Here is a 25,896-nt window from a genome sequence, read left to right as displayed (position 1 = left end):
CATCATCCACACCACCACGTCGTCATCAAGCGTTACTGCGCGTCGGGCGCGACGATCATCGACGGCGGGCGCGTGTCGGTCGGAACGCCGTGGTAGTCGGGCGGATCCTGCGGCGGCGCCCGATGAGGCGTCGACGAACCGTCGGCGCAAGCGGAAAGAAGCAGAACAAAGGACAAAACGAAAGACGACTTTAGCGGAAACCGCCATGCAACACGATTCATAGGCTTTTCGACAGAAAACAGAAAAAGTGCGACGGCGCACACCGTCCGGCCGTGCAGTCTACCTGCAATGCGCGGAGCACGACGGCAACGCACCGTCCTTCCCCTTTGCCGCAACTGACCTACCATAAAGGGATGGCTGCATTAAGCAAGGAGGCTGCCATGGATGCTGAAACAATCGCCGGGCTGATCGGGCTCGCTGTCGGGTTGCTGGTGCTGGTTGCGTTGTCGGTGTTCGAATCGCGTCTATATCGCCGCGAACACGATGGCGAAGGCATGATGCACCACTGGTTCGCGGTCCATCACATGCCCGCGTGGATACGGCGTAGACACTGACCGGCGCCGGCGCGAATCGCTCGGGAGCGGACGGCGCGTTCGTCCGCTCCTGCGTCCGCGCGTTTGACTTCAGGAATCACCCAACCGCCCGCCACGCGGGCGCGTGTCTTGCTGTGCCGCTTTTTCTGACACCCGTCCTACACTCCCGCCTTCGCGAGAATCACGATCGACACGCCGAGCGCGCTCTGCTGAGCGTCTTCGTTGCGATACGAGTGCGGTACGTGCCCCGGAAACGCGAGCACGTCGCCGGCTTCGAGGCCGTGCCGCTCGCCCGCGACGAATATCGCAACGCGGCCTTCCAGGCACGTGAAATATTCGCGCGTGCCCGGCAGATGCGGCGTACCGCGCATGTAGCCGCCGGGACTGAAGGTCATCGTTTCGAGAATGCCGTCGGGCATCGGCTCGGGGACGAGCGGCCGGATCGTCAGTCCGTTGCCGCGATTCTGCGCAGCGACTTCGGCTGCCGACCATCGACGCACCTTCGCGCGCGGCGACGCGAGCAGTTCGTCGAGCGGCACGCCGAGCGCGCCCGCCGTTTTCATCAGCACTGCCAGCGACGGATTGCCGTCGCCCGACTCAAGATTCGCGACCGTCGAACGCGGTAGACCCGACGCCTTCGCGAGCCCCTCCTGCGTCAACGCGCGCGCATGCCGTAGCGCGACGAGATTGCGCGCGAGGTGCTGCGCGGCGTGCAGGGCATCGTGAGCCTGCTCGTCGGCGGATTCGTCCGCTGACGGCGGTAGGGTTTCGTCCATCGTATCGACTATCTGACAAGGGGTTGGACAACGCGCTGGGGACAGCGACTGTGCGTTCCTATTATCGGGCCATCGAGCTTGCACTCCTAACGTAACCAGTGCGCGGCTCTCTTACAAGGACCTCCCCATGACCCGATCGATCGAACCCTTCGCCAACGCACGCGTCGCCGTCACCGGCGGCACCTCGGGGCTCGGCCTCGCATTGATGGACGAACTGCTCACGCGCGGCGCGCGGGTCGCATTCGTCGCCCGCACGGCGGAGCGCGTCGCAGCGATCGCGGCGGCCCGTCCGAACGCGGTCGGACTCGTCGGCGACGTCGCGAACAAGGACGACATCTATCCGCTCGCGCTGCAGATCGGCGGCGTGCTCGGCGGGCTGGATGTGCTCGTCAATAACGCGTCGTCGCTGGGACCCGTGCCGCTCGCGCGGCTCGCCGACACGGAATGCGAAGACCTCGAAGCCGCGCTCGCGGCGAACCTGCTCGGGCCGTTCCGGCTCACGAAAGCGCTGCTCGGCTCGCTGACCTCGGCTGCACGCGAGCACGGCGGCGCGATCGTGCTGAACGTGTCGAGCGATGCCGCGATCGAGCCGTACCCGCTGTGGGGCGCGTATGGCGCGAGCAAGGCCGCGCTGCGCCACATGACGCGCATCTGGAACGCCGAACTCGCCGGCGAGCGTGTGCGCCTGCTGTCGCTCGATCCCGGCGACATGGACACGCCGTTGCATGCGCTTGCTGTGCCCGATGGCGACCCGGCTGAACTGAAGCCGCCTGCTGTTGCTGCTCGCGAGATCGCCGATGCGATGGGTGCGGCGCTGTACGAATTGCGTGGAGCGTCGACAGAACGCGAAGCCGTCGATGCACGGAGCCAGGTATGACCATGCGTGCTGCTACCTCGCCCATACAGCGCCCGCACGATGCACGGCTGCTCGTCGTCGATCGCGATGGTCGTATCGCTCAGCGTCCGCGCGTCGCGTTCGCCGGGCTGCTGCGTCGCGGCGACTGCGTGATCGCCAACGACGCGGCCACGCTGCCTGCGAGTCTCTCTGGTATTCACGTGCGCAGCGGCGCGGTCATCGAAGTTCGGCTCGCGGGTCATGCGGCGTTCGCTGCTCACGCGATGACGCGCTTCAGTGCCATCGTGTTCGGTGCAGGCGATTTCCACACGCCGACTGAAGCGCGTGCCGCACCGCCGATTCTCCGTGAAGGCGATCGACTGCGCTTCGGCGATCAGCACGCGACCATCGCGCGTTTCCTCGATCACACGCGTTTCGTCGAGCTGCATTTTGATGGTGACGCCGCGCAGGTGTGGCGCATGCTCGCGCAGCACGGCAAGCCGGTGCAGTACGCGCATCTGCGCGATCCACTCGCGCTGTGGGACGTGTGGACTTCAATTGCTGCGCAGCCGGTTGCGTTCGAAGCGCCTTCTGCAGGTTTCATGTTGGACTGGCAGACGGTTGCGTCATTGCGTGCACGCGGCATTCCGTTTGCGACGCTCACGCATGCAGCTGGTCTTTCGTCCACTGGCGATGCCGCGCTCGATGCCCGTCTGCCGCTCGATGAGCCGTACAGGATTCCTGTCGCGACGGCCGCGCTCGTTTCGGCGACGCATGCGCGCGGGGGGCGGGTTGTCGCGATCGGGACTACCGTTGTGCGGGCGCTCGAGCATTCGGCGCGGGTCGATGGCATCGTGCATGCGGGTGATGGCCTTGCGACTCAGCGTATCGGTCCGCATACACGGTTGCGGGCGGTCGATGTGATCGTGTCGGGGACGCATGAGCCTGACTCGAGCCACTATGCGTTGTTGCGGGCGTTCGCTGGGGCGGCGACGTTGATGCGGGTTACCGCTGCTCTCGAAGCTGGCGGGTATCGGACGCATGAGTTCGGTGATTCGATGTGGGTTGAGCGTGAGGCGCATGCGACGCATGTGTGCGATACCTGTGCGGAGGTGAGTAGCGTGTGAACGCATACTGTGCCTGGTTTTTTGCTTGTGCTTTTTTTTGTTTTTTCGCGTGGTGGTGCTAATTCGCGCCTCGCGGCGCAAGCGTTGCCCCTGTGCGGGGCGGCACCTACTTTTCTTTGCCGCGGCAAAGAAAAGTAGGCAAAAGAAAGCCGCTGACACGAAGCTTCTCCTTTCCGTGTGCGGCCTCGGTGGCACTCGCCTAAGTGGGCGCCACGTTCACTCTGCCTGGTGGTCCGAGACGAGATCAGCCCTCGCGCCGTTTGCCTTCGTGACAAGGCAGTCATTCTTCCCGCGGGCTTCGCCGCCGAAGGGCTCAGCACGCTCAATGGCGTGCGTCATGCTCGCGCTCTGTGTGGGCTTGCATGTGATCCTTTGCGCTGCCGCTTGCTGACCTTCCCACTGGGCACACGGCTTGCTGAATCGAAAGCAAGGACAGCGGTTGCGCGATGTACCACCCGCGCACCGCTGCCTGCGTATGCGTGCGCTCTCACCAGCTGCGCGTGCGCCCCTTCCTCGCCTTTCCTGATCGACTATCCGGCCACGAGCCGTAACGGAGACGACCATGACCCTCGGAACCATTCTGCTGATCGTGCTGATCCTGCTGCTGATCGGCGCCTTTCCAAGCTGGCCGTATAGCCGCGGCTGGGGCTATCGGCCAACCGGCCTTCTCGGCGTCGTACTGATCGTCGTAATCGTGCTGCTGCTACTCGGGCAAATATGACCTTGTCGTAAGCATCAGATCGCATGCGGCCGCTGCACGCGGCTGCGTGCAATCGTTTTTTCCAGTCTTTTCCATATACCCCCACCCCCTATACACAAGCCACGCGAAATTCTATACTCGCCCCGGTATAGAGGAGCATCCGCATGGGTCATACGATTCAGGACAAACAGAAGCTGCTTAATCGCGTCCGGCGCATCAAGGGGCAAGTCGAAGCCATCGAACGCGCGCTCGAAGACGAGCATGGATGCGCAACAGTGCTGCAGCGGATCACCAGTTGTCGCGGCGCAATGAATGGTCTGCTCGCGACCGTGCTGGAGGATCACATCAGGAATCACCTCGTCGATGCAGAGGTCGACGACGATCCGTCCGAAAGCGCGACGGAACAGTTGATCGACGTGGTTCACAGTTACTTCAGGTAGGGCGGCACATGAGCAACGATAAAAACCCGTTCGGCAGCGGTCCGTTTCGCGCCGCGCACGATCACGTATTCCTCGGTGCCGCGCATCAGCAGAACGAACGCAGAACGTGGGCGGTCATTGCGTTGTGCGCGGCAATGATGACGGCGGAAATCGTCGGCGGCAGTGTGTTCGGTTCGCTCGCGCTCGTCGCCGATGGATTGCATATGTCGACGCATGCAGGCGCAATGCTGATCGCGGCGCTCGCCTACACGTATGCGCGTCGGCACGCGACTGATTCTCGCTTCGTGTTCGGCACCGGCAAGCTCGGCGATCTCGCGGGGTTCACGAGTGCGATCGCGCTCGCGATGATCGCGGTGCTGATCGGTTACGAAGCGGTGTCGCGGTTTCTGTCGCCGGTGCCGATCCGGTTCGACGAAGCGATTCCCATCGCCGTAGTCGGCCTGCTCGTCAATCTCGCGAGCGTGTGGCTGCTGCGCGGCGATCATCACGGACATTCACACAGCCACGATCACCACCATTCGCACACCCACGACGCTCACGCGCATTCGCACGACGAACCGACAGCCAGCGGCAGCCATCACTCGCATCACGCTCACGGCGCGCATCGCGATCACAACATACGTTCGGCTTATATCCACGTGATGGCCGACGCTGCGGTGTCCGCGCTCGCGATCGTCGGTCTCGTCCTCGCGCGGCAGTTCGGATGGCTGTGGATGGACCCGCTCGCGGGCATGATCGGCGCGGTCGTGATCGCGAACTGGTCATACGGTCTGATGCGCGACACGGGGGCGATCCTGCTCGACATGAGTCCCGATCAGCGGATGACTGAAGACATGCGGCACGCGATCGAACGCGCCGGCGACACGGTGCTCGATCTGCACGTGTGGCGTGTCGGCCCCGGACATATGAGTGCGGTGGTTTCCGTCGCGACGCATGAGCCGCGCCGCGACACGCGGTTCTATCACGCGATGCTGAAGCGATTCGAAGGGCTGTCGCATGTGACGGTCGAAGTGAATCCGCCGGAAGCACTCGCATAACGCGAGCCGCAACCGGCGATCGCTAAGCCGACGCCCCTATCATCGACGACGCCAGCAACGACTGCGTATAAGGATGCGACGGCGCACGCAGCACGTCGAGCGTATCGCCGGCTTCGACGACACGCCCCGCCTTCATCACGATCACACGATGCGCCATCGCACGCATCACCGCGAGATCGTGCGTGATGAACAGATAGCTGAGGTGATACTTCTTCTGCAGTCGCGTCAGCAGATTCAGCACCTGCTTCTGGATCGATACGTCGAGCGCGCTGGTCGGTTCGTCGAGCACGAGCAGTTCCGGCTCGACCGCGAGCGCGCGCGCAATCGCGATACGCTGCCGCTGACCACCTGAGAATTCGTGCGGATAACGCGCCATCGCTTCGGCGGGTAGCCCCACTTCGTCGAGCAGCGACGCGACGCGCGTGCGCCGCTCCGCTGTTCCGACATCCGGATGATGCACCGCGAGCCCTTCGCCGACGATCTGCTCGACCGTCATCCGCGGCGACAGCGAACCGTACGGGTCCTGGAACACCACCTGCATCCGCGAATACAGTTCGCGACGCGAGCGGTTCGTGCCGGACGCGGGCAGCGGAATGCCGTCGATCTGGATCTGGCCGGAAGCCGGCACTTGCAGGCCGAGGATCGTCGCGGCCAGCGTCGATTTACCTGAGCCCGATTCACCGACGATACCGAGCGTTTCCCCACGCCGCACCGTGAGATCGACTTCGTGCACCGCGCGGAACGTCGCGCGACCGAACGCCGAGCGCCAGCCCGGCGCCGGAATCCGGTAATCGACCGTGAGCTTTTCCACGTCGAGCAGACGCCGCGCGCCCGGGGCGATCGGATCGACTGCGCGCTGCGGTTCGCTGTCGAGCAAACGCTGCGTGTAGGGATGCTGCGGGTTCGAGAACAACGCCTCGGTCGTGCCGGTTTCGACCAGCACGCCCTTCTCCATCACCGCGACCCGCTGCGCGAAACGTCGCACGAGATTCAGATCGTGCGTAATCAGCAGCACGGCCATCCCACGGTCGGCGGCTTCCTGCTCCTGCAGGCCGATCAGCAGATCGACGATCTGCTGGCGCACGGTGACGTCGAGTGCGGTAGTCGGTTCGTCGGCGAGCAGCAGACGCGGCCGGCACGCGAGCGCCATTGCGATCATCGCGCGTTGCCGCTGACCACCCGATAGTTGATGCGGCAAGCTGTCGATGCGCCGCTCCGGTTCCGGAATGCCGGTACGCCGCAGCAGTTCGATTCCACGTTCGCGCGCCGCGTTCGGTCGCAGCCCTTCGTGCAGCCGCAGACTCTCCGCGATCTGCTTGCCGACTGTGTAAAGCGGATTGAGCGCGGTCATCGGTTCCTGAAACACCATCGCGACGTCGGCGCCGCGAATGCCGCGCATCTGTTGCTCGGTTTTCTGCAACAGGTCCTCGCCGTCGAGCAGCATGCGGCCGCTCAGTTCCGCCTGCGCGACGAGCCGCAGGATCGACAGCGCGGTAACGCTCTTGCCCGAACCCGATTCGCCGACCAGCGCAACGCGCTCGCCGCGGCCGATCGACAAGCTCAGTTCGCGCACCGCTAACGTGTCGCCGAAGCGCACCGAGAAGCGATCGATTTCCAGCAGCGGACGGGCTGTGTTTGGTGCGTTCATCGCGGACCTCCGCCAAACGCGGAACCGCGCATCCGGTTATCGAGCGCATTGCGCAGCGCGTCGCCCATGAAGGTCAGCAGCAGCAGCGTGATGACGAGCGCCGCAAACGCCGACACCGAAATCCACCACGCGTCGAGATTGTTCTTGCCTTCCTGCAGCAGCTCGCCGAGGCTCGGCGTCGGCGGTGCAACGCCAAGCCCCAGAAAGTCGAGGCTCGTCAACGACAGGATCGCCGCGCTCATCCGGAACGGCAGGAACGTGATCACCGGCGTGAGGCTGTTGGGCAGCACGTGCCGCCACATGATCTGCCAGTGCGTGAGACCCATCGTGCGCGCGGCCTTCACGTAGTCGAGCGAGCGGTTGCGCAGGAATTCGGCGCGCACGTAATCGGACAGCACGAGCCAGCCGAACATCGACAGCAGGATGAACAGCAGCCACAACGTCGGTTCGAAAATCGACGCGAAGATGATCAGCAGGTACAGGTCCGGCATCGAACTCCAGATCTCGATCAGCCGCTGGCCGATCAGATCGGTACGTCCGCCGTAGAAGCCCTGCACCGCGCCCGTCAGCACGCCGATCAGCACGCCCGACACGGTGAGTGCGAGCGCCATCAGCACCGACAGCCGGAAGCCGTACAGCAGCCGCGACAGCACGTCGCGGCCGAACTGGTCGGTGCCGAGCCAGTTGTTCGCCGACGGCGGCGCCGGGAACGGATGCGCGGCGAAGTAATCGATCGTGTCGTAGTGGTAGTGATTCGGCGGATAGATCGCGAAGTTGCCCGGCGACTCGAGCCGCGAACGGATGTACGGGTCGAGGTAGTTCGCGCGCGCCGGAAAATCGCCGCCGAACGTGAGCTCCGAATAGTCCTTCACGATCGGAAAATAGTAATGCCCGTCGTAGCGGACGATCAGCGGCCGGTCGTTCGCGAGCACTTCGCCGAGCAGGCTGATCGCGAACAGCGTCGCGAAGATCACGAGGCTCCAGTAGCCGAGCTTCTGCTGCCGGAAACGCAGCCACGTGCGCCGCCATGGCGACGGCGACGGCGCATGCGCGACGACCACGGGCTCAGCGGTCGAGACGGTGGAACTGGATGCGGGGGTCGACGAGGACATAGCAGACGTCAGCGATGAGTTTGGTGATGAGACCGATCAGCGTGAACAGGAACAGCGAACCGAGCACGACCGGATAGTCGCGACGAATCACCGAGTCGTATGAAAGCTGGCCCATGCCGTCGAGCGAGAACAGCGTCTCGATCAGCAGGTTGCCGTTCAGGAATGCGCCGACGAATGCAGCCGGCAAACCGGTGAGCAGCGGAATCGCCGCGTTGCGCAGCACGTGCTTCCACAGTACGTCGCGCTCGGCCGCGCCTTTCGCGCGCGCCGTCAGCACGTACTGGCGACCGATCTCTTCGAGAAACGTGTTCTTGGTCAGGATCGTAACGATCGCGAAGTTGCCGACCACCGATGCGGTAACCGGCAGCACGATGTGCCACAGGTAGTCGAGCACCTTGCCGAACGCGGAGAGGTCGGCGAAGTTGTCGGAGGTCAGGCCGCGCATCGGGAACACCTGCCAGAACGTGCCGCCGCCGAACAGCATCAGCAGCAGCACGCCGAGCACGAAGCCGGGGATCGCGTAGCCGGCGAGCACGAGGATGCTCGTCACCGTATCGAAGCGCGAGCCGTTGCGCACCGCTTTCGCGATCCCCAGCGGCACGGAGATGATGTACGTGAGTATCACCGTCCAGAGCCCGAGCGTGATCGACACCGGCGCCTTCGAGCGGATCACGTCCCACACGCTGTTGTGCTGGTAGTACGACTGGCCGAGATCGAACGTCGCGTAGTGCTTGAGCATCATCACGTAGCGCGTGAGCGGCGGTTTGTCGAAACCGAACTCCTTCTTGATCTGCTCGATCTGCTGCGGATCGACGCCCTGGCTGCCGTGATAACCGCCGCCGCCCGCCCCCGCCTCTCCGCCACGGCCGGCGCCGTGGCGGAGTTGCATCATCACCTGTTCGACCGGCCCACCCGGCACGAACTGCGTGACGACGAAGGTCAGCGTCACGACGCCGAGCAGGGTCGGCACCATCAACAGCAGACGCCTGAGAATGTAGGCCAGCATGCGCGCTCCTCAGTGTGCGGCGGTTTGTGCAGCGGGTTGTTTCTGTGAACCCGCCTTCACGTACCAGTAGTCGATCACCCAGTCCTCGTATTGATACGAGTCCGGCACGACCGTCGGATACCCGAGCGTCGCCTTGTAGGCGATCCGCGCGCCCGGCGCGTAGTATTGCGGCACGAGGTAGTACGAGAACGTCAGCACGCGATCGAGCGCGCGGGTCGCCGCTTCGAGATCGTCGATCGTCGTGGCGGAGAGCGCGTCCTGGATCAATGCGTCGACGGCTTTCGAACGGATGCCCGGGTAGTTCTCCGAGCCGACTTCCGACGCGGCCGCGCTGCCGAACCGGCGCTTTAGCTCTGCGCCCGGAATCGACACCGGCGGATAGATAAACGTCGTCATGTCGTACTCGAAGTTGTCGAGTCGCTTCTGATACAGCGCGCTATCCAGCTCGCGGATGTGCGCCTGGATGCCGAGGTTCGCGAGCGCCTGCATGTACGGCAGGATCAGACGATCCATGCCGGGCTGATCGTCGATGATCTCGATCGTCATCGGGTTGTCGTTCGCGTCGCGCAGCGCGCCGTCGCGATAGTGCCAGCCCGCTTGCCCGAGCAGATCGCGCGCGACGCGCAGGTTGCCGCGCAACGAGTTCGGCGGCAGCGTGTCGGGTTGCTTCAGCATCGGTCCGAATACTTCGGGCGGCACGCTTGCGCGCAATGGTTCGAGCAGCGCGAGTTCCTTCGGTCCCGGCATGCCTGTCGCACCGAACGGGCTCGCGTCGAAGAAACTCTGCAGACGCCGGTACTGACCGTAGAACATCATCCGGTTCATCCAGTCGTAGTCGAACGCGAGACCGAGCGCGCGACGCACGCGCGCATCCTGGAACATCGGCTTGCGCAGGTTGATCAGAAAACCCTGCATCTGCGCGGGGCCGTCGCTGAATTCGCCGCGTTTCAGCATGCCGTTGCTGAAGTTCTTGCCGACGTATTTGCGCGCCCATTGTGTGGCACTGTATTCGACGTCGACGTCGTCGTTGCCTGCCTTGAACGCTTCGAGCTTTGTGTATTGATCGAGGTACAACCTGAACGTGATGTGCGCGAAGTGGAACATCCCGCGTCGCGACGGCAGGTTCGTGGCCCAGTAGTCCGGATTGCGTCGGTAGACGATTTCCTTGTCGTTGCGGCGCGATTCGATCAGGTACGGACCGCTCGCGATCGGCGGCACAGTAGCAAGTTGATCGAACGGAATGCGCGTACCGTCCGCGCGCATGCCCCACTTGTGCGAGAACACCGGCAGATCGCCGGCGATCAGCGGCGCATCACGTTCGGCGTGGCGGAAGTCGAAGCGGATCGTCGAGCTATCGATCACCGTCGCGCGGCGGATCACCGCGAACTGCGCGTTGAAGAGCGGCGATGCTTTCGGGCTCGTCAGCGTGTCGAATGAATACTTGACGTCGGCGGCAGTGACCGGATCACCGTTCGAAAAGCGCGCGGCCGGATTGATGTGGAACGTCGCCGACGTGAGATCGGGGGCAACCTGAACGTCATCGGCGATCAGCGCATATTCGGACGCGAGTTCGTCCCAGCTGCGCTGCATCAGCGTCTCGAACATCAGGTTCTTCATGTCGGGCGCGGGTGCGCCGCGCACGAGAAACGGATTCAGTGAATCGTAGCTCTGTGCTTCGTCGTAGTTCTGGAAACGCAGTGAACCGTCCGACGGTGCGTCGGGATCCGCGTACGCGAAATGCGTGAAGGTGGCCGGATAGCGGGGTTGATCGTACTGCGAGATCGCCGGGGCAGCTTGCGCTGGCACTGACGCCACCACCATGCCAAGCGCAACAGCCAGGCTCGCGGCTGCACACAGCCCTCGGAACTTCGCGGATTTCATCATCGATATGGGTGGGGACGCGCTTCGGCTCGTGACCGGCACGCGACTCGCCGAACGGCATGCCCGGCAAAAAGAGATCGCTCCGTCACGGCGGACAACCGACCGTTGTCCGCCGGTCTAACCGGAGCGACCAACCCTAAACTGCTCTACCGCTACTACACGTCAGAACTTGTACGTCGCGCCGATCTGTGCAAAACGACCGATGTACGTGTAGATCGACTGGTCGTAGCCGTTCTGGTCCAGCGTGCCTTGTGCGAAGACCGGATCGTACGGCGGCGTGCGATTGAAGATGTTGTCGATGCCGCCGAAGATGGTCCAGTGCTTGAAGCCCGTGTACGTCACCATCAGATTGAACTGGCTGTACGAACCAACCTTGTTCGGCTCGGCCAGCAGATTCTGTGCGTACGGGCCGGTGAACTGCCACGTCAGCGCAGCGTCGAACTTGTGATACGACCAGTCCAGCGTGGTGTTGCCTCTCCAGCGCGGGAAGCTGCCGCCGAACGGTTGCGTCAACGTGTAGTTGTTACCCGCACCGTTGACCGGCGCCTTGCCCGGGCTGCCGAGCTTGAAGCTGTTCACGTAGGCCCAGTCACCCGACAGCGTGAACGTGCCCACGGTCTTCGTCGGCAACGCCTGGCGGAACGTTCCTTCGAAGCCGTTCGTGTCGAGGTAACCGAGGTTCGCGTACGGAATCACCCTGTACAGCAGGTTGCCGTTTGCATCGGTCACCGTCTGCGACGGCGAGCCCTGACCAATCACGTTATCCACGCGAATCCGGTACCAGTCGAAACCGAAGTCCGTCGTACGGGTCGGCGACATCTGGAAGCCGATGTTGAAGTTACGCGTGCGCTCCGGTGCGAGATTCGGATTGCCCTCGGTAATCGACGTGTAGTTCAGGCCGGTGTTCTGGTCCACCTGAATGCCCAGCGTTTGCGATTTGCTGTTCTCGACGAACGTCGGCGCGCGGAAGCCACGGCTATACGACGTGTACATCGTCAGCGCCTGAACCGGCTGGTAGCGCAGTGCAAAGCGCGGCGAGAACGCACCGCCGACATCGCTGTAGTGGTCGTAACGACCCGACTGGCTGAACGTCAGGTTGTGGATGATCGGAATATCCACCTGGTAATAAACGGCCGCGACGTTGCGCTGGCCGTTCACGGTCTGCAGCAACGGGTTGATGACCTGGCCCGATGCGAACGCATCACCTGGGTTCATCACTTCGCTCTGGTGCGTGAACTGCGCACCGAGACCGAAGCCCACGTCGCCGGACGGCAGATGGAACAGCGTCGGCGTGGACAGCGTTGCATCGACAGTGTCGAGCTTCGAGATCGCCAGGTTGTTCGCGTCCTGGTACAGGCCGTTCAACCCGTTGGGCGTTGCAGCCGGATTCGCAAAATCAAACGTACCGTTCTGATAGATATTGGTCAGCGCGTTCGTGTTGATCTGGTTCGTGTACGTGTTCGAAACCGTGCTTTGCGAATGACTGACCGACGTCGCCCAATCCCAGTCGCCGTTCGGCAGGCTGAACGAACCCTTCAAGCCAGTCGACGCACGCCAGTAAGTGGCATACGTTTTTTCCGCTATGCCGTTCGGAAACGAATACGTGAGCGGCGTGGCCACCCCGAACGGGTTGTACGGGTTGCTGGCCGGCACGTTGATGTTGAACGGCTCGAGCAGCTTCGTCTGCGGGTTCATGATGAGCGTCGGATTCTGCGGGTTGCCGACTACGTTGCCCCAGATACCGTCGTTCGTGGTGGTCGTGTTGCTGCTGATCAGGAAGTCGCCGAACGCCGTCGTCGTATCGTTGATCTTGAAGTCGGCGTGAACCTTCGCGTTGAAACGCTCCATCATCGGAGCGATCGACATGTTTTCCGCGGTGTTGCGTCCGCACACCGTACCCGGCGATCCCGCGGTCAGCGAGTTGGTCGCTGCAGGCTGCACCGTGGCGCCGTACGCGCAATTGGACAGCGCCTGGATGCCGTTAGCGCCGTTCCAGTACGACGGCGAAAGCAGCGAGAGACCGCCCGGCTGATTCGTGAAATCCTGATTGCGCGTCGAGTCGCGGTCCGCGAGCGTGAAGCCGTTCGACTTGTAGTAGCTCGCGGCGGCCGTCACGTTGAAACGATCGGAGTTGAGATCGCCGAAGCCGGCCAGCACGCCGAACTTGGTCGTGCCGTCGCCGTTACCGGAATTGATCGCGCTGCCGTAGCTGCCGTCGAGCTGCAGCCCCTGGAAATTGTGCTTCGTGATGATGTTGACCACACCCGCAACCGCGTCCGATCCGTACTGCGACACCGCGCCGGTCTTCACGATTTCGATGCGCTCGATATCGTTCAGCGGCAGCGTGTTCAGATCGAAGAACGAGTCGACGCTGTTCGAGAAGAATGCGAACGGTGCAACACGCTGCCCATCCACCAGCACCAGCGTGTATTTTTCGCTGAGACCGCGCAGCGCGATACCTGCGGCGCCCGCCGCAAAGTTACCCGACTGGCCTTCGCTCCAGCTATTCGCCGAGTTGGCCGAGGTGTCGCGCAGAAAATCGGCGACGGTCGTCGCACCGCTGTTCTGGATGTCTTTTTGCGTAACCGTCTGCACCTGGTTGAAGCCAACCTTGTCGGACTGACGGATCAGCGAGCCGGTGACTTCGAACCGCTTCAGCTGCTGAACGTTGCCTTTGCCGGTCGTGGTCGTGGTGCCAGTCGCATCGCTGGTCGCGGCGGTGGCCGCGGGCGGTGTCGCTGCAGTTCCCGACGCGGGAGCGGCGGCCGCCGCTGCCGGCGTGCTACCCGTAGTCGTCGCGTCTACCGCGGCTCCCGCTGCGGGAGGCTGACTTTGTGCGAAAGCCGGCACGGCCATTGCGGCCGACAACGCCAGCTCGGCCCAGAATAGTCTTTTGACGGCTAACGCCAATGCTCGCTGTTTCATGATTCCCCTTTCTCTTGTCAGTAAGGTCACGCCTGTAAGTGAGGAGCGGTCTTATGGACCTCTCCGCCCGATCCACGGCAACTGCACATGCCGCGCTCCGCTCACACCCCCCGCACTTTTTGCTCGCGCACTTATGGCGTTCACTGGATTGACGGGGACTCTCTTATTAAAATCGGACTACTAATTTATTACATTGAGACAACGGCCTGATTTCCGACTTCTTTCTACTGCTGCACTGCGTTTTCTTTTCTGCCCGACTAGTTGCCGAACCGGCCGGCCGCTAGAACAGCGCCGGAGTCCCTACCCACCGGCCGCTAGAACAGCGCCGGAGTCCCTACCCAGACAAGCACCGCTTCTTCGGCGGCGGTATTCGACCATTCATGAGGCACGGTCGACGCAAAATGCGCGCTGTCGCCGGTCTCCAGCACGAAGGTGGTGCGCTCCAGCGTCAGCGAGATCCGGCCGCTCACCACGTATACGAATTCCTCGTCCGCGCGCGTCGAGACCACCGACGATCGCTCTCCAACCGGCATCCGTACCAGCATCGCTTCCAGCTGGCCGCCGACCGACAGGTTCGTCATGCGCCCGAACAGATTCGCGGTGTCCGCAAAGCCGAACAGCTTGAGTTCTTTACCGCGATGCACCGATCGGGCTTCGGTCGGCGTATCGATGAAGTACTGCACCGTGACGCCGAGCGCCTTCGCGATGCCCACCAGCGAAGCGACCGACGGCGTCGCGTGCCCACGCTCTATCTGCGACAAAAACGACTTCGAAATACCCGCCACACTCGCGGTCTCATCCAGCGTGCACTTCAGCCTCTTGCGAAGTACACGTATCTTTTCGCCTAAATCCGGTGCGATCTGTGCCTTGTCGGCGAGCGAAGAAGTCATCGGAGATCTGTGTCCCGCATTCAAGGTTTTCCTGACATGGCGAAGTCCATCGATCGAACCGCAGGTCCGACGCCACATTGAAAGAGTCGCCTTGCATCCGCGTCCGCGAAGATCGTCTGGAAGATGAAACCCTCCTCTTTCGAGTCGGCACCGACCGTGAGTGCTTCACGCGTCGAGCCGGACTACCGCATTGGGGTCGCTTTCTACTGCTTTCTTATCGCTGTTTTTACTGCTGCCTCCACCGCTGCTTCCATCACGACTTCGATGCGACCAGAACCCACAAACGCGCGAGATCGGCCGAACCGTCCTCGCCTTTGACCGTTTTGAACACCTGCACGGCGCGCGCTTTCTGTCCTGCGATGTAGTACGCAACGCCCAGATGCAGCTGTGCCTGATCGGGATGATCGAGACCGCCCTTCGCGATCGCGGCTTCCATCGCGGCGATGCCCTGTTTGGCCTGTCCCGCGAATACGAGGTTGAAGCCGGCGTCGACGGGAGCCACGGGGTTCGCGGCATCGGCGGGTGCCTGCGCGCGTTTCGTCGCCAGCGCCTGCAGACGCTTCTCGCGATCCGCCTGCGCGTCGTGACCCAGTACGCCGCTAGAGAACCCCTGATCGATGACCTGCTTGCCTTCGGCCGTCGTGCCGGCGACGATCGCGAGCTGGGTCATCTCCATGTAGTCGTCGGCAGTGTTGAGTGACCCGGTTGCGCGGCGCAACCGGTAGGTGTCGATGTCCAGTGCCGACGAATAGCGCGGCTTGCTGCGAATCGCCTGGAACAGATCCGCCCAGTACGACTGCTTCGGGTAATACGCGACCAGTTTTTCGAGAGCGCCGCGATACGCGGTGTCGTCCTTCACACGTTGCGCGCAGGTTGCGAGCAACTGCAATTGCGACTCGTCCGGCGCGTGACCGGCGCGCGTCGCCGCATCGATGCCGGGTTTGAGTGCGCTCACCACGTTCGCGCAATCGTTCGACAGGTAATACGACTGCACGAGCAGCGTCCGCATGTCGGGATCGGTGCCGCCTTCCTTCTGGTAGCGCTGCGCGATCTTGACGGCCTGCGCGTAATTCTTTTGCTGGAAGTAAATGCCTGCGAGCGCGGCGGTCGTGCGCTGTTCGTCCGCGCCCTTCAGCTGGCCGGAGTTCAGCAGCGTTTCGTAGGCCTGCGCGGCAATACCCGACTCGCCGGCTGCCGCCGCAGCGGCACCGCGCATTTCCTCGATCATGTACGTTTCATAGGGCGTCTTGCCGGGCACTGCAGCGGCCTGATCGATCTTCCCCAGTGCATCCTTGTACTTGTGCGCGCGATAGAGATCCTGCGCGGCATTCAGCGGTTTCGCGACGTCGGGACGCAACGTGTCCGCCGCCAACGACGGCGCGGACCATACGGCAAGTGCGGACAGCCCGCCGAGTGCCATTGCGACGGCGACGTGCCTGAACCGTTGATGAATCGCTCGCATTGCTGCTTCCTTATTGCATGTACTGTTCGTTGCCGATCAAACCGATCTTCGTCGCGCCGAGACGTTGCGCCGATGCCATCACAGCGGCGACGTCCTTGTATGGCACCAGCTTGTTCGGGCGCAGATGGATTTCCGCCTGCACCGGTTCGGCCGCGATCTGCGAGAGCTTCGACTCGAGCGCGGCACGGTCCGGCACCAGCACACCGTTCCACGTCGTCGTGCCGTCGAAGTCGATATCGATCTGCACGACTTCCGGTTGCACAGCGGGTGGCGGCGGATTGCCGATCGGCAGATTCATCTTGATCGCGTGCGTCTGGATCGGGATCGTGATGATCAGCATGATCAGCAGCACCAGCATCACGTCGATCAACGGCGTGGTGTTGATGTCGACCATCACTTCCGGCTCGCTGCTTCCGCCGCCTGACGATACGTTCATGCCCATGTTGTTTTCTCCTGTCGATGGGACTTAGTGCTTTAGCACTTAGTCCCATCCCATGCCTGAGTTAGTGCTTCAGCACTTACTCAGGCGGTCGGCCCCACTTAGCGCTTTAGCGCTTACTCAGGCGCTCGACCTCAACTACCCACCACGCGCCGGCGGCTCCGTGATAAACGAAACCTTCGCAATACCCGCCCGTTCGCAGGCAGTAATCACGCGACCGATAAATTCATAACGCGTGTTCTGGTCGCCGCGAACGTGCACTTCCGGTTGCGGCATCATCACCGAAACGGTTTTCAGCTGGGTCAGCAGCGTCGGCGCATCGATGAGCTTCTCGTTCCAGAAGAAATCGCCGTCGCGGTTCACCGCGATCACGATGCTCTTCGGCGTCGTCTGCAGCGGCTGGATCGTTTCCTTCGGCAACTGCACCGGCACCGTGTGCGTGACCACCGGAATCGTGATCAGGAAGATGATCAGCAGCACCAGCATCACGTCGACGAGCGGCGTAGTGTTGATGCTGGAAATCACCTCGTCGCTATCGCCTTCCTGCCCCACGCTCATCGCCATGATCGACTCCGCTTATTGAGCCAGCGATGCCTGACGCGCCGACCGCTTCGTCCCGGCGAGCAGAACCGTATGCAGTTGCGCGCCGAACGTGCGGACGCGTTCCATCACGGACTTGTTGCGGCGAACGAGGAAGTTGTAGCCGAGCACAGCGGGCACCGCGACGGCGAGACCGATCGCCGTCATGATCAGCGCTTCGCCGACGGGGCCTGCGACCTTATCGATCGAAGCCTGCCCGGCGATACCGATTGCCGTCAACGCGTGATAAATCCCCCACACGGTACCGAACAATCCGACGAACGGTGCCGTCGACCCGACCGTACCGAGGAAGGCCAAACCGTCCTGCAATCGATTCGATACGCTGGTGATCGCACGCTCGACCGACGTATCGATCCACGTGTTGCGATCGACCGCTTCGAGCAGCGCTTCGTCATGATGTTCACCGGCTTCGATCGCGGTTTCGGCGATGAAGCGGAACGGCGACGATTCATCGAGCAGCTTCGCGCCTTCGGTCAGCGACGGGGCGGTCCACAATTGTTCGTCGGCGCTCTTTGCGCGACGGTTTGCACGGAACTGCTCGAAGAACTTGGTGATCATGATGTACCAGCTACCCATCGACATGAGCACCAGCAGGATCAGCACGAAACGCGCGACGAAGTCGCCGTTCTTCCACAACGCACCGAGCCCATACGGGTTGGTCACCGTCTCCGAGGTTGCCGGCGCGGGTGGCGGCACCGGCTGGTCCGCCGCCGGCGCCGCGGCCTGTGCAGTCTGCGGCGCTGCCGTCACGGCGGAGGCGGTCGCCGCCGCATCACTGGCCTGCGCGTGGGCAAGCTGCGGTGCGATGAGCGTGCCCACCGAGGTTACAGCGATCAACATGCTTGCCGCCAGCGCGGCTAGAGTACGCGTCTTCATACCTGCTCCAGTTCATTCGTTGAACTTGTAAATCCGGACTAATACATCGCTACCGGTACCGTACGACCAGTGTGCTCAATTCAGGTTGAACGAGAACGGAACCTGCACACGAACAGCCTGGCCTTGCGAAATGCAATTGAACTGCTTGACTGCGTTGAATGCTGCGCGATCCAGCGACGAGTCCTCGGAGGACTTCGCGACGTGCTCATTCGTCACGTGACCCTGCGGATCGACGACAAACTCAATGAGGACATCGCCCGTCACGTTGTTTTCCTGCGCTTCCTTCGGATAGCGAATCGACGAACGGATCTGATCGGAATTCGGACACACCACGCCCACTTCCGTGCTCGGCGCCTTCGCAGGCGTCGCCGCAACGGGTGCGGGTACTGCCGGCGCCGATACGACGGGCGTGGCCTGGTGAGTAATGGTCTGTTGCGGCGGCGCCTGCACCGGCACCTCGGGCGGCGGCACGAACGGCGGCGGCGGCGGTGCGAACTTCGGCGGCGGCAACTGGACCGTAGGAATCGGCGGCGGTGGCGGTGGCTTCACCGGCTCGATGATCTTGGTTTCGATCGGATGCTGGATGACCTGCACGACCTTCGTCGCGAGACCGTTGAGAAGTGCGTAGATCAGCACGATGTGCAGCAGCAGAACCGCACCGATGCCGCCAAAGCGGCGCATGGGACTCTGCTGCTTGCGACCGAACTCGCGCGGACGCCCCGGACGATCGACCCGGGCGGTAACTGCAGGTAGTTGCCCTTCGACTTTCATGCCTGCCATTGCTCCTCAAGCGCGAACCGTTCGTTTCGTCGACCGCTGCAACGCGTCATGTACGCAACATCCGTGCTTCGGGTCGATCGAAAGTCATATCGCATATATTTTGGAGTACGAAACTTATGCCGTAGATTCACATCGGCAACGTCTCGCTCCACGCATCCCACCGTGCGATGCCCGGTCCATCGCCGAGCGTCGATAACAATCGGCGTCTCGCGATTTACAGGTCCGCACAAACCCTGATAGACAGGATTACTAATTTATAAATATGGCTGCGGTCACGCTTCGAGAAACTGATCGTGGGGTCCGCGTCCGGCGACTGTTCCCTCCCCTGAGGGGTGGGCCGTTCGTCATGGGAGGCGACGATAGCAGGACAAAAAATCAAAGGTCAAACTTTTTTTGATGGGAGCAAAAGAAGTTTGCCCGGAATAAACTTTTTTGCAGTCTTGAGCCGGCCGGTTATAAATTTGAAAGCAAATATGGAACGGATTTTGTCAATCGTCCGTGAAGACGTTGGAGGATCGAATGCGTTCGGATTGCAGCGGCGTGCACCTATTTCGACGGACGCGGAAACGTTGGAACGCGACGGCCGGAAGGCCTGACTGAGCGGCTCTGCGCCTTGTTTACAGGGCGTATGCGCCAGATTGGTGAACTGTAAAGATGTGCTTTGGCGACGGAGAAGCTCGGCACGCGAAAGCTCACTTTCTCTCAATTTAATTAGGCATTCGAATCAGTTATCAATCGCCCTGAGAATTTCGAATAAACGCTCTAGATGTGTCTTTTAGAACACTTACAATTTCCATTTTCAATAATTACGAATAAGAAATTTAATGGAATTAATTTGAAAGGAATGGGTGAAGGCGGCTTCGCTCAACGGCCATTGACGGGCGCACCGCAATCGCGGCAGCACTACGGATGCTTCCGCCGCCGATACACACGTCGCGCGCACCGCGTTGCGAACAAGAAGAACAAACGATCGCCCACCGCACACCGATCGAGTCGATGAACCGCACGTGAACCCCATCGAAGCAGCACAGAACAAAAGCATCGAAGCAAAAGAAAAGGGCCCACGGCAAAACACCGTGGGCCCTTCTGCTTTTTTCGTGGTCGGAGCGATAGGATTCGAACCTACGACCCTCTGATCCCAAATCAGATGCGCTACCAGGCTGCGCTACGCTCCGACGAATCGGCGATTCTAACTGGGTTCGTGGTCCGCCGTCAAATCCATGTCGCGGGACGATAATTCACTGACGGGTTGCGCGATCGCAAATGAACGTGCGCAGCGGACTCCGGTCCACCCGTGAACAGCAAACCGCTAGCGAACCGCAGAAGCTCACACGCGCTCGCGTACAAACAAGGAGACAGCCGATGAACCTCATCCTCTGGCGTCACGCCGAAGCCGAAGACATCGCGTCGAGCGATCTAGCCCGCCAGCTCACCGCGCGCGGCCGCAAGCAGGCGCAGAACGCCGCGAAGTGGCTACGTGCCCGCATCGAGGCCGATGCGGTGATTCTGGCGAGCCCGGCGGCGCGCACGATACAGACAGCGGAATCGCTGACCGATCAATACCGTGTGATTCGCGAGATCGCGCCCGATGCAAGCGCGACCGCCGTGCTCGAGGCAGCCGGCTGGCCCGACGGGATCGCGGGCACCGTCGTCGTGGTTGGCCATCAGCCGACGCTCGGTCACGTCGTCGCGCGGCTTCTCGCCGGTAGCGGCGCGAGCTGGCCGGTCAAGAAGGCGGGCATCTGGTGGATAGAAAGCCGCGACCGGCTCGGCGACGGACAGGCTGTCCTGCGCGCGGCGATCTCGCCGGACCTGATCTGACGACAAACCGCAACGACCTGCCAACCACCAGGAAACCACCCGGAAACCCGCATGCCGCCTGCATGCGCGACACGTCAAGCTTACGACACGTCATCGAATCGTCATCCCATTGCCATGCGAGCGTCACTGGCCATTACTACATTGGCGAAAAAGTGCAGCCCACCTTTTTCACCAAGGAACGCCACATGCGAGAACTGCCGACGCCTACCCTGCCCCTCGCCTCGATTCTCCCGCTGGAGCCGCGTCGCCGTCTGCCCCGCGCCGAAGAAACCGTCACCGCGCAACATCGCCTGCAAGTTGCATGGGCGCGCAGCGACGAAGAGCTTCGTGAAGCCCAGCGCCTGCGCTTCCGCGTTTTCGCCGATGAAATGGGCGCCCGTCTCACGGGCCCGGCCGGCCTCGACGTCGATGCATTCGATGCGTACTGCGACCACCTGCTCGTCCGCGACCTCGACACGCTGAAAGTGGTCGGCACGTATCGCGTGCTGCCGCCGCATCAGGCCGCGCGCATCGGGCGTCTGTATGCGGAAAGCGAATTCGATCTGTCGCGTCTCACGCACCTGCGTCCGAAGATGGTCGAAGTCGGCCGTTCGTGTGTGCACCCCGACTACCGCAGCGGCTCGGTGATCATGTCGCTGTGGGCCGGTCTCGGTTCGTACATGCGCCACAACGGCTACGAAACGATGCTCGGCTGTGCGAGCGTCGCGATGGCCGACGGCGGCCACTTCGCGGCCAACCTGTACTGCTCGCTGCGCGACAACGCGTTGACGGCGCCCGAATATCGCGCGTTCCCGCATACACCGCTGCCCGTCGACGAGTTGCGCACCGGCGCCGACGTCGCCCCGCCGCTGCTGATCAAGGGCTACCTGCGGCTCGGCGCGAAGATCTGCGGCGCACCCGCCTGGGATCCCGACTTCAACACAGCAGACTTTCTCACGCTGTTCCGTCTGTCCGACATCAACGCGCGCTATGCGCGGCACTTCCTCGGCGACGTGCTGTGATGATGCGTTGGGCGTCAGGCGCGCGGCGATCGCGAGCCAGCACTGACGCCAGCAAGCCACCAAAAAAGAAGCCCGGCGAAAACACCGCCGGGCTTCTTCATTTCACATGCAGCATGCAGCCGACCGTAGCCGTCGCACCAACCGGCCCGCTAGTCGTCCTTGTCCGTATACACCACCCGATACGGAATCCCGACCTTCTCCCACTCCGCCGCTTCCTGGATCAGGTTGTAATCGGTCAGCGGATTGTTCTCGACCCACTCGTGCGGCAGCCGCACTTCGTAGCCGCCCGCAGCTTGAGCGACGCGAATGCCGGGCAGCCCGACGTCCGCACGGCGACGGCACAGCAGCGATGCAAGGCGCAGACAGAACAGCAGCGGCCATTCGACGTCGCGTGTCTGCGACAGCTTGCCGAGCTTGCCCGCATGGCCCAGCACCAGCGCGGCGAGGCGCGCCTGGTCGGTGCGCGAAAAGCCGGGCATGTCCGCGTTGCTGGCGATATATGCCGAGTGCTTGTGATACGCGCTGTGCGAGATCGACAGGCCGATCTCGTGCAACGCGGCCGCCCAGCCGATAAACATCCGGTTTTCAGTGCGACGTTCCGCATCGGGTTCGTCGAACTGATCGTAGAAACGGATCGCGAGTTCGCCGATCCGCGCGGCCTGCGCGCGATCGATCCCGTAACGTCGCATGAATCCTTCGACGGTCACGGTCCGCATGTCTTCGTGCTGCGAACGGCCGAGCAGGTCGTACAGCACGCCGAGACGCAGCGCGCCGTCGGTGGTGTCGACATAGTCGATGCCGAGTTCGTCGAAGACCGCGAGCATGATGGACAGCCCGCCCGCCAGCACTGGTATGCGATCCGACTTCAGCGCGACGAGCTTCAGCCGGTTCACGTTCTCCGCCTTGATCAGCGCGCGTCGCAGCTTTTCGAGGCCGCCGCGCGAGATGCCGTGCGTGATGCCCGGATCGTTGAAGCCGTTCGCCTCGACGAGTTCGGCCAGCGCGCGCGCGGTGCCCGACGAGCCGATCGCCTGCTCCCAGCCGGTCTTGCGGTATTCGTTCGAGATGATCTGGATTTCGCGCGTGGCCGCGAGTTCGGCCTGACGCATCGTGTATTCGTCGACGTTGCCGGCTGGGAAGAATGCGCGGCTATGACTCACGCAGCCGATGTACAGGCTTTCCATCTTGATCGGCGTGTAGTGCGAACCGATGATGAATTCCGTCGAGCCGCCGCCGATGTCGACCACCAGCCGCTTGCCCGCGCTCGCCGGCACCGAATGCGCCGCGCCCGCGTAGATCAGCCGCGCCTCTTCCCGCCCGGCGATCACTTCGATCGGGAAGCCGAGCGCCGCCTGGGCCTCGACGAGAAATTCGCCGGCATTCTTCGCGACGCGCAGCGTGTTGGTTGCGACCGCCCGCACATGATCCGGATGGAAATCGCGCAGACGTTCGCCGAAACGCTTCAGCGCATCCCAACCCCGCACCTGCGACGCGCGGTCGAGCAACTTGTCCCGCCCGAGGCCGGCCGCCAGCCGCACGGACTCGCGGAGCGCGTCCACCTGGTAGATCTGGCTGCCTGCGTCGGTTTCCTCGATCCGGCCGACGATCAGCCGGAAGCTGTTCGAACCGAGATCGACTGCGGCGAGGAGTTGCGAAGATTTGACCATCGATTGGGCGGACTCCATACGCGCGAGCGCCGCCATCTGACCGGTTGCGGCGCTATTTAAAGTCGCCATTCTAAGCGGACTGGACCTCACGATGTCACTCTCGGGGGGATTGAGTGCCTTATCGTCACATCGCACTGCGTCTTAATTAAGACAAAGCACGAATACGGCGTAAAATTTATGACATTCCGAATGTCATAAAAATTTCATCGATCTGTGAGAGTTTCCGAGCGACCCTTTACCCCCTCTTCCGATCTTCCTTTCTCGCTGCCGATGTCCAACCGCTACCCTCTTCTCAATCGCGAGCTGGGCATTCTGGGTTTCAACGAGCGCGTGCTGGCGCAGGCTGCAGACCCCGCCGTGCCGCTGCTCGAACGCCTGCGCTTCATCTGCATCACCAGTAGCAACCTCGACGAATTCTTCGAAGTCCGCATGGCCGGCCTGCACGAGCAGATGCGCGACAACCCGGGCGCGCTGTCGCCCGACGGCATGTCGCTGCAGCATGTGTACGACCTGGTCGTCGAACGGGCGCAGAAGCTCGTGCACCGGCAATACACGATGCTGCACGAGATCGTGCTGCCCGCGCTCGAACACGAAGGCATCCACTTCCACGGCACCGAAGCGTGGAACGAAGCGCAGACCGCGTGGGCGCGCCAGTATTTCATCGACGAGCTGCTGCCGGTGCTCACGCCGATCGGCCTCGATCCGGCGCACCCGTTTCCGCGCGTGCTCAACAAGAGCCTGAACTTCGTCCTCGAGCTGGAAGGCAAGGACGCATTCGGCCGCCAGGCGTTGATGGGCATTGTGCAGGCGCCGCGCGCGCTGCCGCGGCTCGTGCGGATGCCGGAGGAACTGTCGGGTTATCCGCATGGCTTCGTGCTGCTGAGCTCGCTGCTGCAGCGTTTTGTCGGCGAGCTGTTTCCGAATCTCGTCGTGCGCAGCTGCAACCAGTTCCGCATCACGCGCAACAGCGAACTGTTCGTCGACGAAGACGAAATCACCAACCTGCGCGTCGCGCTGCAGGGCGAACTGCCCGCACGCCATCTGGGCAATGCGGTGCGGCTCGAGGTGTCGGCAGAAACACCGTCGCATCTCGCCCGCCGGCTGCTCGACGAGAGCGCGCTGCAGGAAAAGGATTGCTACTACGTCGATGGTCCGGTGAATCTCGTGCGGCTGATGCAGTTGCCCGAGATGGTCGACCGGCCCGATCTGAAATTCGTCCCGCACATCCCGGCGATTCCTGCGCAGGTTTCCAATAGCGCGAGCCTGTTCGATGTGATCGATCAGGGCGACGTGCTGCTGCATCATCCGTACGAGAGCTTCCAGCCGGTACTCGAACTGCTGCTGCAGGCGGCGAAAGATCCGAACGTCGTCGCGATCAAGCAGACCATCTATCGCACCGGCACCGACTCGCCCCTGATGGACGCGCTGATGCAGGCCGCGCGCAACGGCAAGGAAGTCACCGTGGTCGTCGAACTGCTCGCGCGCTTCGACGAGGAAACCAACATCAACTGGGCTGCACAGCTCGAGGCGGTGGGCGCGCATGTGGTGTACGGCGTCGTGGGCCACAAGTGCCACGCGAAGATGATGCTGATCGTGCGGCGCGTGTCGGCGGGCGGCAAGTCGGTGCTGAAGCGCTACGTGCACCTCGGCACCGGCAACTATCACCCGCGTACCGCGCGTCTGTACACCGACTTCGGTCTGATGACGGCGGATCAGCAGATCTGCGAAGACGTCCATCACGTGTTCCAGCAGTTGACCGGCATCGGCGGCGAACTCGCGTTGCATGAGCTGTGGCAGTCGCCGTTCACGCTGCATCCGAAGCTCGTTGCGGCGATTCGTGCTGAGGCCGAGAACGCGCGAGCGGGCAAGAAGGCGCGCATCGTTGCGAAGATGAATGCGCTACTTGAGCCGACGGTGATCGCCGAGCTTTATGAAGCTTCGCAGGCGGGTGTGAAGATCGATTTGATTGTGCGTGGTGTGTGCTCGCTGCAACCGGGTGTGTCGGGGTTGTCGGAGAACATCACGGTGCGTTCGATCGTCGGACGCTTTCTTGAGCATCACCGGATCTACTACTTCTATGACGGCGGCAAGGAGCAGGTCTTTCTGTCCAGCGCGGACTGGATGGATCGGAATCTGTTCCGGCGTGTGGAAGTGGCGTTTCCGATCAATAACCGGCGGCTTAAGCGGCGTGTGATTGCCGAAGGCTTGTCCGCGTTTCTCGGGGATAACCAGTCTGCGTGGTTGATGCAAAGCGATGGGCACTACCGTCGTCGGCGTCCGGGCAAATCGTCGCGCAATGCGCAGATGAGTTTGCTGACGAAGTTCTGTTCGTAGCAGCCA

22 protein-coding genes and 1 tRNA gene are annotated in these 25,896 nt (G+C 62.5%); 9 read left to right on the top strand and 14 right to left on the bottom strand.

The annotated features are described in order from the left end of the window. Window positions 1-380 precede the first annotated feature (380 nt). Complete coding sequence (locus E1748_RS31505; protein WP_166653575.1) at window positions 381-554, top strand: hypothetical protein; 174 nt, start codon at window positions 381-383, stop codon at window positions 552-554. 137 nt (window positions 555-691) lie between these two features. On the opposite strand, the gene E1748_RS16125 is transcribed toward E1748_RS31505, so the two are convergent. Next, complete coding sequence (locus E1748_RS16125; RefSeq protein ID WP_133648191.1) at window positions 692-1,309, bottom strand: helix-turn-helix domain-containing protein; 618 nt, start codon at window positions 1,307-1,309, stop codon at window positions 692-694. Between the two features lie 127 nt (window positions 1,310-1,436). Here E1748_RS16125 and E1748_RS16120 point away from each other — a divergent pair, with 127 nt between their 5' ends. From E1748_RS16120 to dmeF, 5 genes are all read left to right on the top strand, one after another. Next, window positions 1,437-2,186, top strand: a complete 750-nt coding sequence (locus E1748_RS16120; protein ID WP_133648190.1) for an SDR family oxidoreductase — start codon at window positions 1,437-1,439, stop codon at window positions 2,184-2,186. Continuing rightward, entirely contained in the window at window positions 2,183-3,271 is a 1,089-nt protein-coding gene (locus E1748_RS16115; RefSeq protein ID WP_240766646.1) for an S-adenosylmethionine:tRNA ribosyltransferase-isomerase, read from the top strand. The genes E1748_RS16120 and E1748_RS16115 overlap by 4 nt, the downstream gene beginning before the upstream one ends. Before the next feature lie 562 nt (window positions 3,272-3,833). Beyond that, window positions 3,834-3,992 (top strand): DUF3309 family protein, encoded by a 159-nt coding sequence (locus E1748_RS16110; protein WP_133648189.1) that lies wholly within the window; start codon window positions 3,834-3,836, stop codon window positions 3,990-3,992. A 143-nt stretch (window positions 3,993-4,135) separates the two neighbouring features. Next, entirely contained in the window at window positions 4,136-4,411 is a 276-nt protein-coding gene (locus E1748_RS16105) for a metal/formaldehyde-sensitive transcriptional repressor (RefSeq protein WP_133648188.1), read from the top strand. An 8-nt stretch (window positions 4,412-4,419) separates the two neighbouring features. Further along, on the top strand, window positions 4,420-5,448 hold the full coding sequence (gene dmeF / locus E1748_RS16100; RefSeq protein WP_133648187.1) for a CDF family Co(II)/Ni(II) efflux transporter DmeF: 1,029 nt from the start codon (window positions 4,420-4,422) through the stop codon (window positions 5,446-5,448). A 22-nt stretch (window positions 5,449-5,470) separates the two neighbouring features. Here dmeF and E1748_RS16095 read toward each other — a convergent pair whose 3' ends face one another. The 12 genes from E1748_RS16095 to E1748_RS16040 form a co-directional block, all read right to left on the bottom strand. Further along, a complete protein-coding gene (locus tag E1748_RS16095) occupies window positions 5,471-7,096 on the bottom strand; it encodes an ABC transporter ATP-binding protein (protein ID WP_133648186.1) in 1,626 nt (541 codons plus the stop codon). Then, window positions 7,093-8,208, bottom strand: a complete 1,116-nt coding sequence (locus E1748_RS16090; protein WP_133648185.1) for an ABC transporter permease — start codon at window positions 8,206-8,208, stop codon at window positions 7,093-7,095. The genes E1748_RS16095 and E1748_RS16090 overlap by 4 nt, the downstream gene beginning before the upstream one ends. Continuing rightward, entirely contained in the window at window positions 8,162-9,214 is a 1,053-nt protein-coding gene (locus tag E1748_RS16085) for a microcin C ABC transporter permease YejB (protein WP_133648184.1), read from the bottom strand. The genes E1748_RS16090 and E1748_RS16085 overlap by 47 nt, the downstream gene beginning before the upstream one ends. 9 nt (window positions 9,215-9,223) lie before the next feature. Beyond that, window positions 9,224-11,095, bottom strand: coding sequence for an extracellular solute-binding protein (locus E1748_RS16080; RefSeq protein ID WP_133649391.1), 1,872 nt, complete (start codon window positions 11,093-11,095; stop codon window positions 9,224-9,226). A gap of 162 nt (window positions 11,096-11,257) precedes the next feature. After that, window positions 11,258-14,020, bottom strand: coding sequence for a TonB-dependent receptor (locus E1748_RS16075; RefSeq protein WP_133648183.1), 2,763 nt, complete (start codon window positions 14,018-14,020; stop codon window positions 11,258-11,260). 314 nt (window positions 14,021-14,334) lie between these two features. Next, window positions 14,335-14,910: a helix-turn-helix domain-containing protein gene (locus E1748_RS16070; protein WP_133648182.1), complete on the bottom strand. Its 576-nt coding sequence runs from the start codon at window positions 14,908-14,910 to the stop codon at window positions 14,335-14,337. 253 nt (window positions 14,911-15,163) lie between these two features. Next, the gene (locus tag E1748_RS16065; protein WP_133648181.1) at window positions 15,164-16,372 is read right to left on the bottom strand and encodes a tetratricopeptide repeat protein; all 1,209 of its coding nucleotides are present in this window, start codon (window positions 16,370-16,372) and stop codon (window positions 15,164-15,166) included. Window positions 16,373-16,382: 10 nt separating this feature from the next. Continuing rightward, entirely contained in the window at window positions 16,383-16,814 is a 432-nt protein-coding gene (locus E1748_RS16060; RefSeq protein ID WP_133648180.1) for an ExbD/TolR family protein, read from the bottom strand. A 135-nt stretch (window positions 16,815-16,949) separates the two neighbouring features. Beyond that, complete coding sequence (locus E1748_RS16055; protein WP_133648179.1) at window positions 16,950-17,375, bottom strand: ExbD/TolR family protein; 426 nt, start codon at window positions 17,373-17,375, stop codon at window positions 16,950-16,952. Window positions 17,376-17,387: 12 nt separating this feature from the next. Then, window positions 17,388-18,287 (bottom strand): MotA/TolQ/ExbB proton channel family protein, encoded by a 900-nt coding sequence (locus tag E1748_RS16050; RefSeq protein ID WP_133648178.1) that lies wholly within the window; start codon window positions 18,285-18,287, stop codon window positions 17,388-17,390. A gap of 75 nt (window positions 18,288-18,362) precedes the next feature. Then, the gene (locus tag E1748_RS16045) at window positions 18,363-19,058 is read right to left on the bottom strand and encodes an energy transducer TonB (RefSeq protein WP_133649390.1); all 696 of its coding nucleotides are present in this window, start codon (window positions 19,056-19,058) and stop codon (window positions 18,363-18,365) included. Window positions 19,059-20,165: 1,107 nt separating this feature from the next. Beyond that, window positions 20,166-20,242: transfer RNA gene (locus tag E1748_RS16040), tRNA-Pro, on the bottom strand. A gap of 187 nt (window positions 20,243-20,429) precedes the next feature. Between E1748_RS16040 and E1748_RS16035 the strand changes: the two genes are divergently transcribed. Beyond that, a complete protein-coding gene (locus E1748_RS16035; protein WP_133648177.1) occupies window positions 20,430-20,888 on the top strand; it encodes a SixA phosphatase family protein in 459 nt (152 codons plus the stop codon). Window positions 20,889-21,073: 185 nt separating this feature from the next. Continuing rightward, window positions 21,074-21,889, top strand: a complete 816-nt coding sequence (locus E1748_RS16030; protein ID WP_133648176.1) for a GNAT family N-acetyltransferase — start codon at window positions 21,074-21,076, stop codon at window positions 21,887-21,889. Window positions 21,890-22,038: 149 nt separating this feature from the next. Here the strand turns inward: E1748_RS16030 and ppx are convergent, their stop codons facing one another. Then, window positions 22,039-23,625 carry an exopolyphosphatase gene (gene ppx, locus E1748_RS16025; protein ID WP_240766644.1) on the bottom strand — a complete coding sequence of 529 codons (1,587 nt, stop codon included), beginning with the start codon at window positions 23,623-23,625 and terminating at the stop codon, window positions 22,039-22,041. A gap of 201 nt (window positions 23,626-23,826) precedes the next feature. On the opposite strand from ppx, the gene ppk1 reads away from it, so the two are divergent. Further along, a complete protein-coding gene (gene ppk1 / locus E1748_RS16020) occupies window positions 23,827-25,890 on the top strand; it encodes a polyphosphate kinase 1 (RefSeq protein WP_133648174.1) in 2,064 nt (687 codons plus the stop codon). Window positions 25,891-25,896: the final 6 nt, after the last annotated feature.

The organism is Paraburkholderia flava, from assembly GCF_004359985.1.
Classification (GTDB): Bacteria; Pseudomonadota; Gammaproteobacteria; order Burkholderiales; family Burkholderiaceae; genus Paraburkholderia; species Paraburkholderia flava.
This window is presented reverse-complemented; position numbering and strand designations above follow the sequence as displayed.

What these genes read in the sequence shown, in the direction of transcription:
- E1748_RS16065 (WP_133648181.1), bottom strand. Translation starts at nt 16,372, where the DNA reads ATGCGAGCGATTCATCAACGGTTCAGGCACGTCGCCGTCGCAATGGCA.
- E1748_RS16080 (WP_133649391.1), bottom strand. Translation starts at nt 11,095, where the DNA reads ATGAAATCCGCGAAGTTCCGAGGGCTGTGTGCAGCCGCGAGCCTGGCT.
- E1748_RS16030 (WP_133648176.1), top strand. Translation starts at nt 21,074, where the DNA reads ATGCGAGAACTGCCGACGCCTACCCTGCCCCTCGCCTCGATTCTCCCG.
- E1748_RS16095 (WP_133648186.1), bottom strand. Translation starts at nt 7,096, where the DNA reads ATGAACGCACCAAACACAGCCCGTCCGCTGCTGGAAATCGATCGCTTC.
- E1748_RS16035 (WP_133648177.1), top strand. Translation starts at nt 20,430, where the DNA reads ATGAACCTCATCCTCTGGCGTCACGCCGAAGCCGAAGACATCGCGTCG.
- E1748_RS16105 (WP_133648188.1), top strand. Translation starts at nt 4,136, where the DNA reads ATGGGTCATACGATTCAGGACAAACAGAAGCTGCTTAATCGCGTCCGG.
- E1748_RS16110 (WP_133648189.1), top strand. Translation starts at nt 3,834, where the DNA reads ATGACCCTCGGAACCATTCTGCTGATCGTGCTGATCCTGCTGCTGATC.
- E1748_RS16090 (WP_133648185.1), bottom strand. Translation starts at nt 8,208, where the DNA reads ATGTCCTCGTCGACCCCCGCATCCAGTTCCACCGTCTCGACCGCTGAG.
- E1748_RS16115 (WP_240766646.1), top strand. Translation starts at nt 2,183, where the DNA reads ATGACCATGCGTGCTGCTACCTCGCCCATACAGCGCCCGCACGATGCA.
- dmeF (WP_133648187.1), top strand. Translation starts at nt 4,420, where the DNA reads ATGAGCAACGATAAAAACCCGTTCGGCAGCGGTCCGTTTCGCGCCGCG.
- ppk1 (WP_133648174.1), top strand. Translation starts at nt 23,827, where the DNA reads ATGTCCAACCGCTACCCTCTTCTCAATCGCGAGCTGGGCATTCTGGGT.
- E1748_RS16045 (WP_133649390.1), bottom strand. Translation starts at nt 19,058, where the DNA reads ATGAAAGTCGAAGGGCAACTACCTGCAGTTACCGCCCGGGTCGATCGT.
- E1748_RS16055 (WP_133648179.1), bottom strand. Translation starts at nt 17,375, where the DNA reads ATGGCGATGAGCGTGGGGCAGGAAGGCGATAGCGACGAGGTGATTTCC.
- E1748_RS16060 (WP_133648180.1), bottom strand. Translation starts at nt 16,814, where the DNA reads ATGGGCATGAACGTATCGTCAGGCGGCGGAAGCAGCGAGCCGGAAGTG.
- E1748_RS16120 (WP_133648190.1), top strand. Translation starts at nt 1,437, where the DNA reads ATGACCCGATCGATCGAACCCTTCGCCAACGCACGCGTCGCCGTCACC.
- E1748_RS16050 (WP_133648178.1), bottom strand. Translation starts at nt 18,287, where the DNA reads ATGAAGACGCGTACTCTAGCCGCGCTGGCGGCAAGCATGTTGATCGCT.
- E1748_RS16125 (WP_133648191.1), bottom strand. Translation starts at nt 1,309, where the DNA reads ATGGACGAAACCCTACCGCCGTCAGCGGACGAATCCGCCGACGAGCAG.
- E1748_RS31505 (WP_166653575.1), top strand. Translation starts at nt 381, where the DNA reads ATGGATGCTGAAACAATCGCCGGGCTGATCGGGCTCGCTGTCGGGTTG.
- ppx (WP_240766644.1), bottom strand. Translation starts at nt 23,625, where the DNA reads ATGGCGACTTTAAATAGCGCCGCAACCGGTCAGATGGCGGCGCTCGCG.
- E1748_RS16075 (WP_133648183.1), bottom strand. Translation starts at nt 14,020, where the DNA reads ATGAAACAGCGAGCATTGGCGTTAGCCGTCAAAAGACTATTCTGGGCC.
- E1748_RS16070 (WP_133648182.1), bottom strand. Translation starts at nt 14,910, where the DNA reads ATGACTTCTTCGCTCGCCGACAAGGCACAGATCGCACCGGATTTAGGC.
- E1748_RS16085 (WP_133648184.1), bottom strand. Translation starts at nt 9,214, where the DNA reads ATGCTGGCCTACATTCTCAGGCGTCTGCTGTTGATGGTGCCGACCCTG.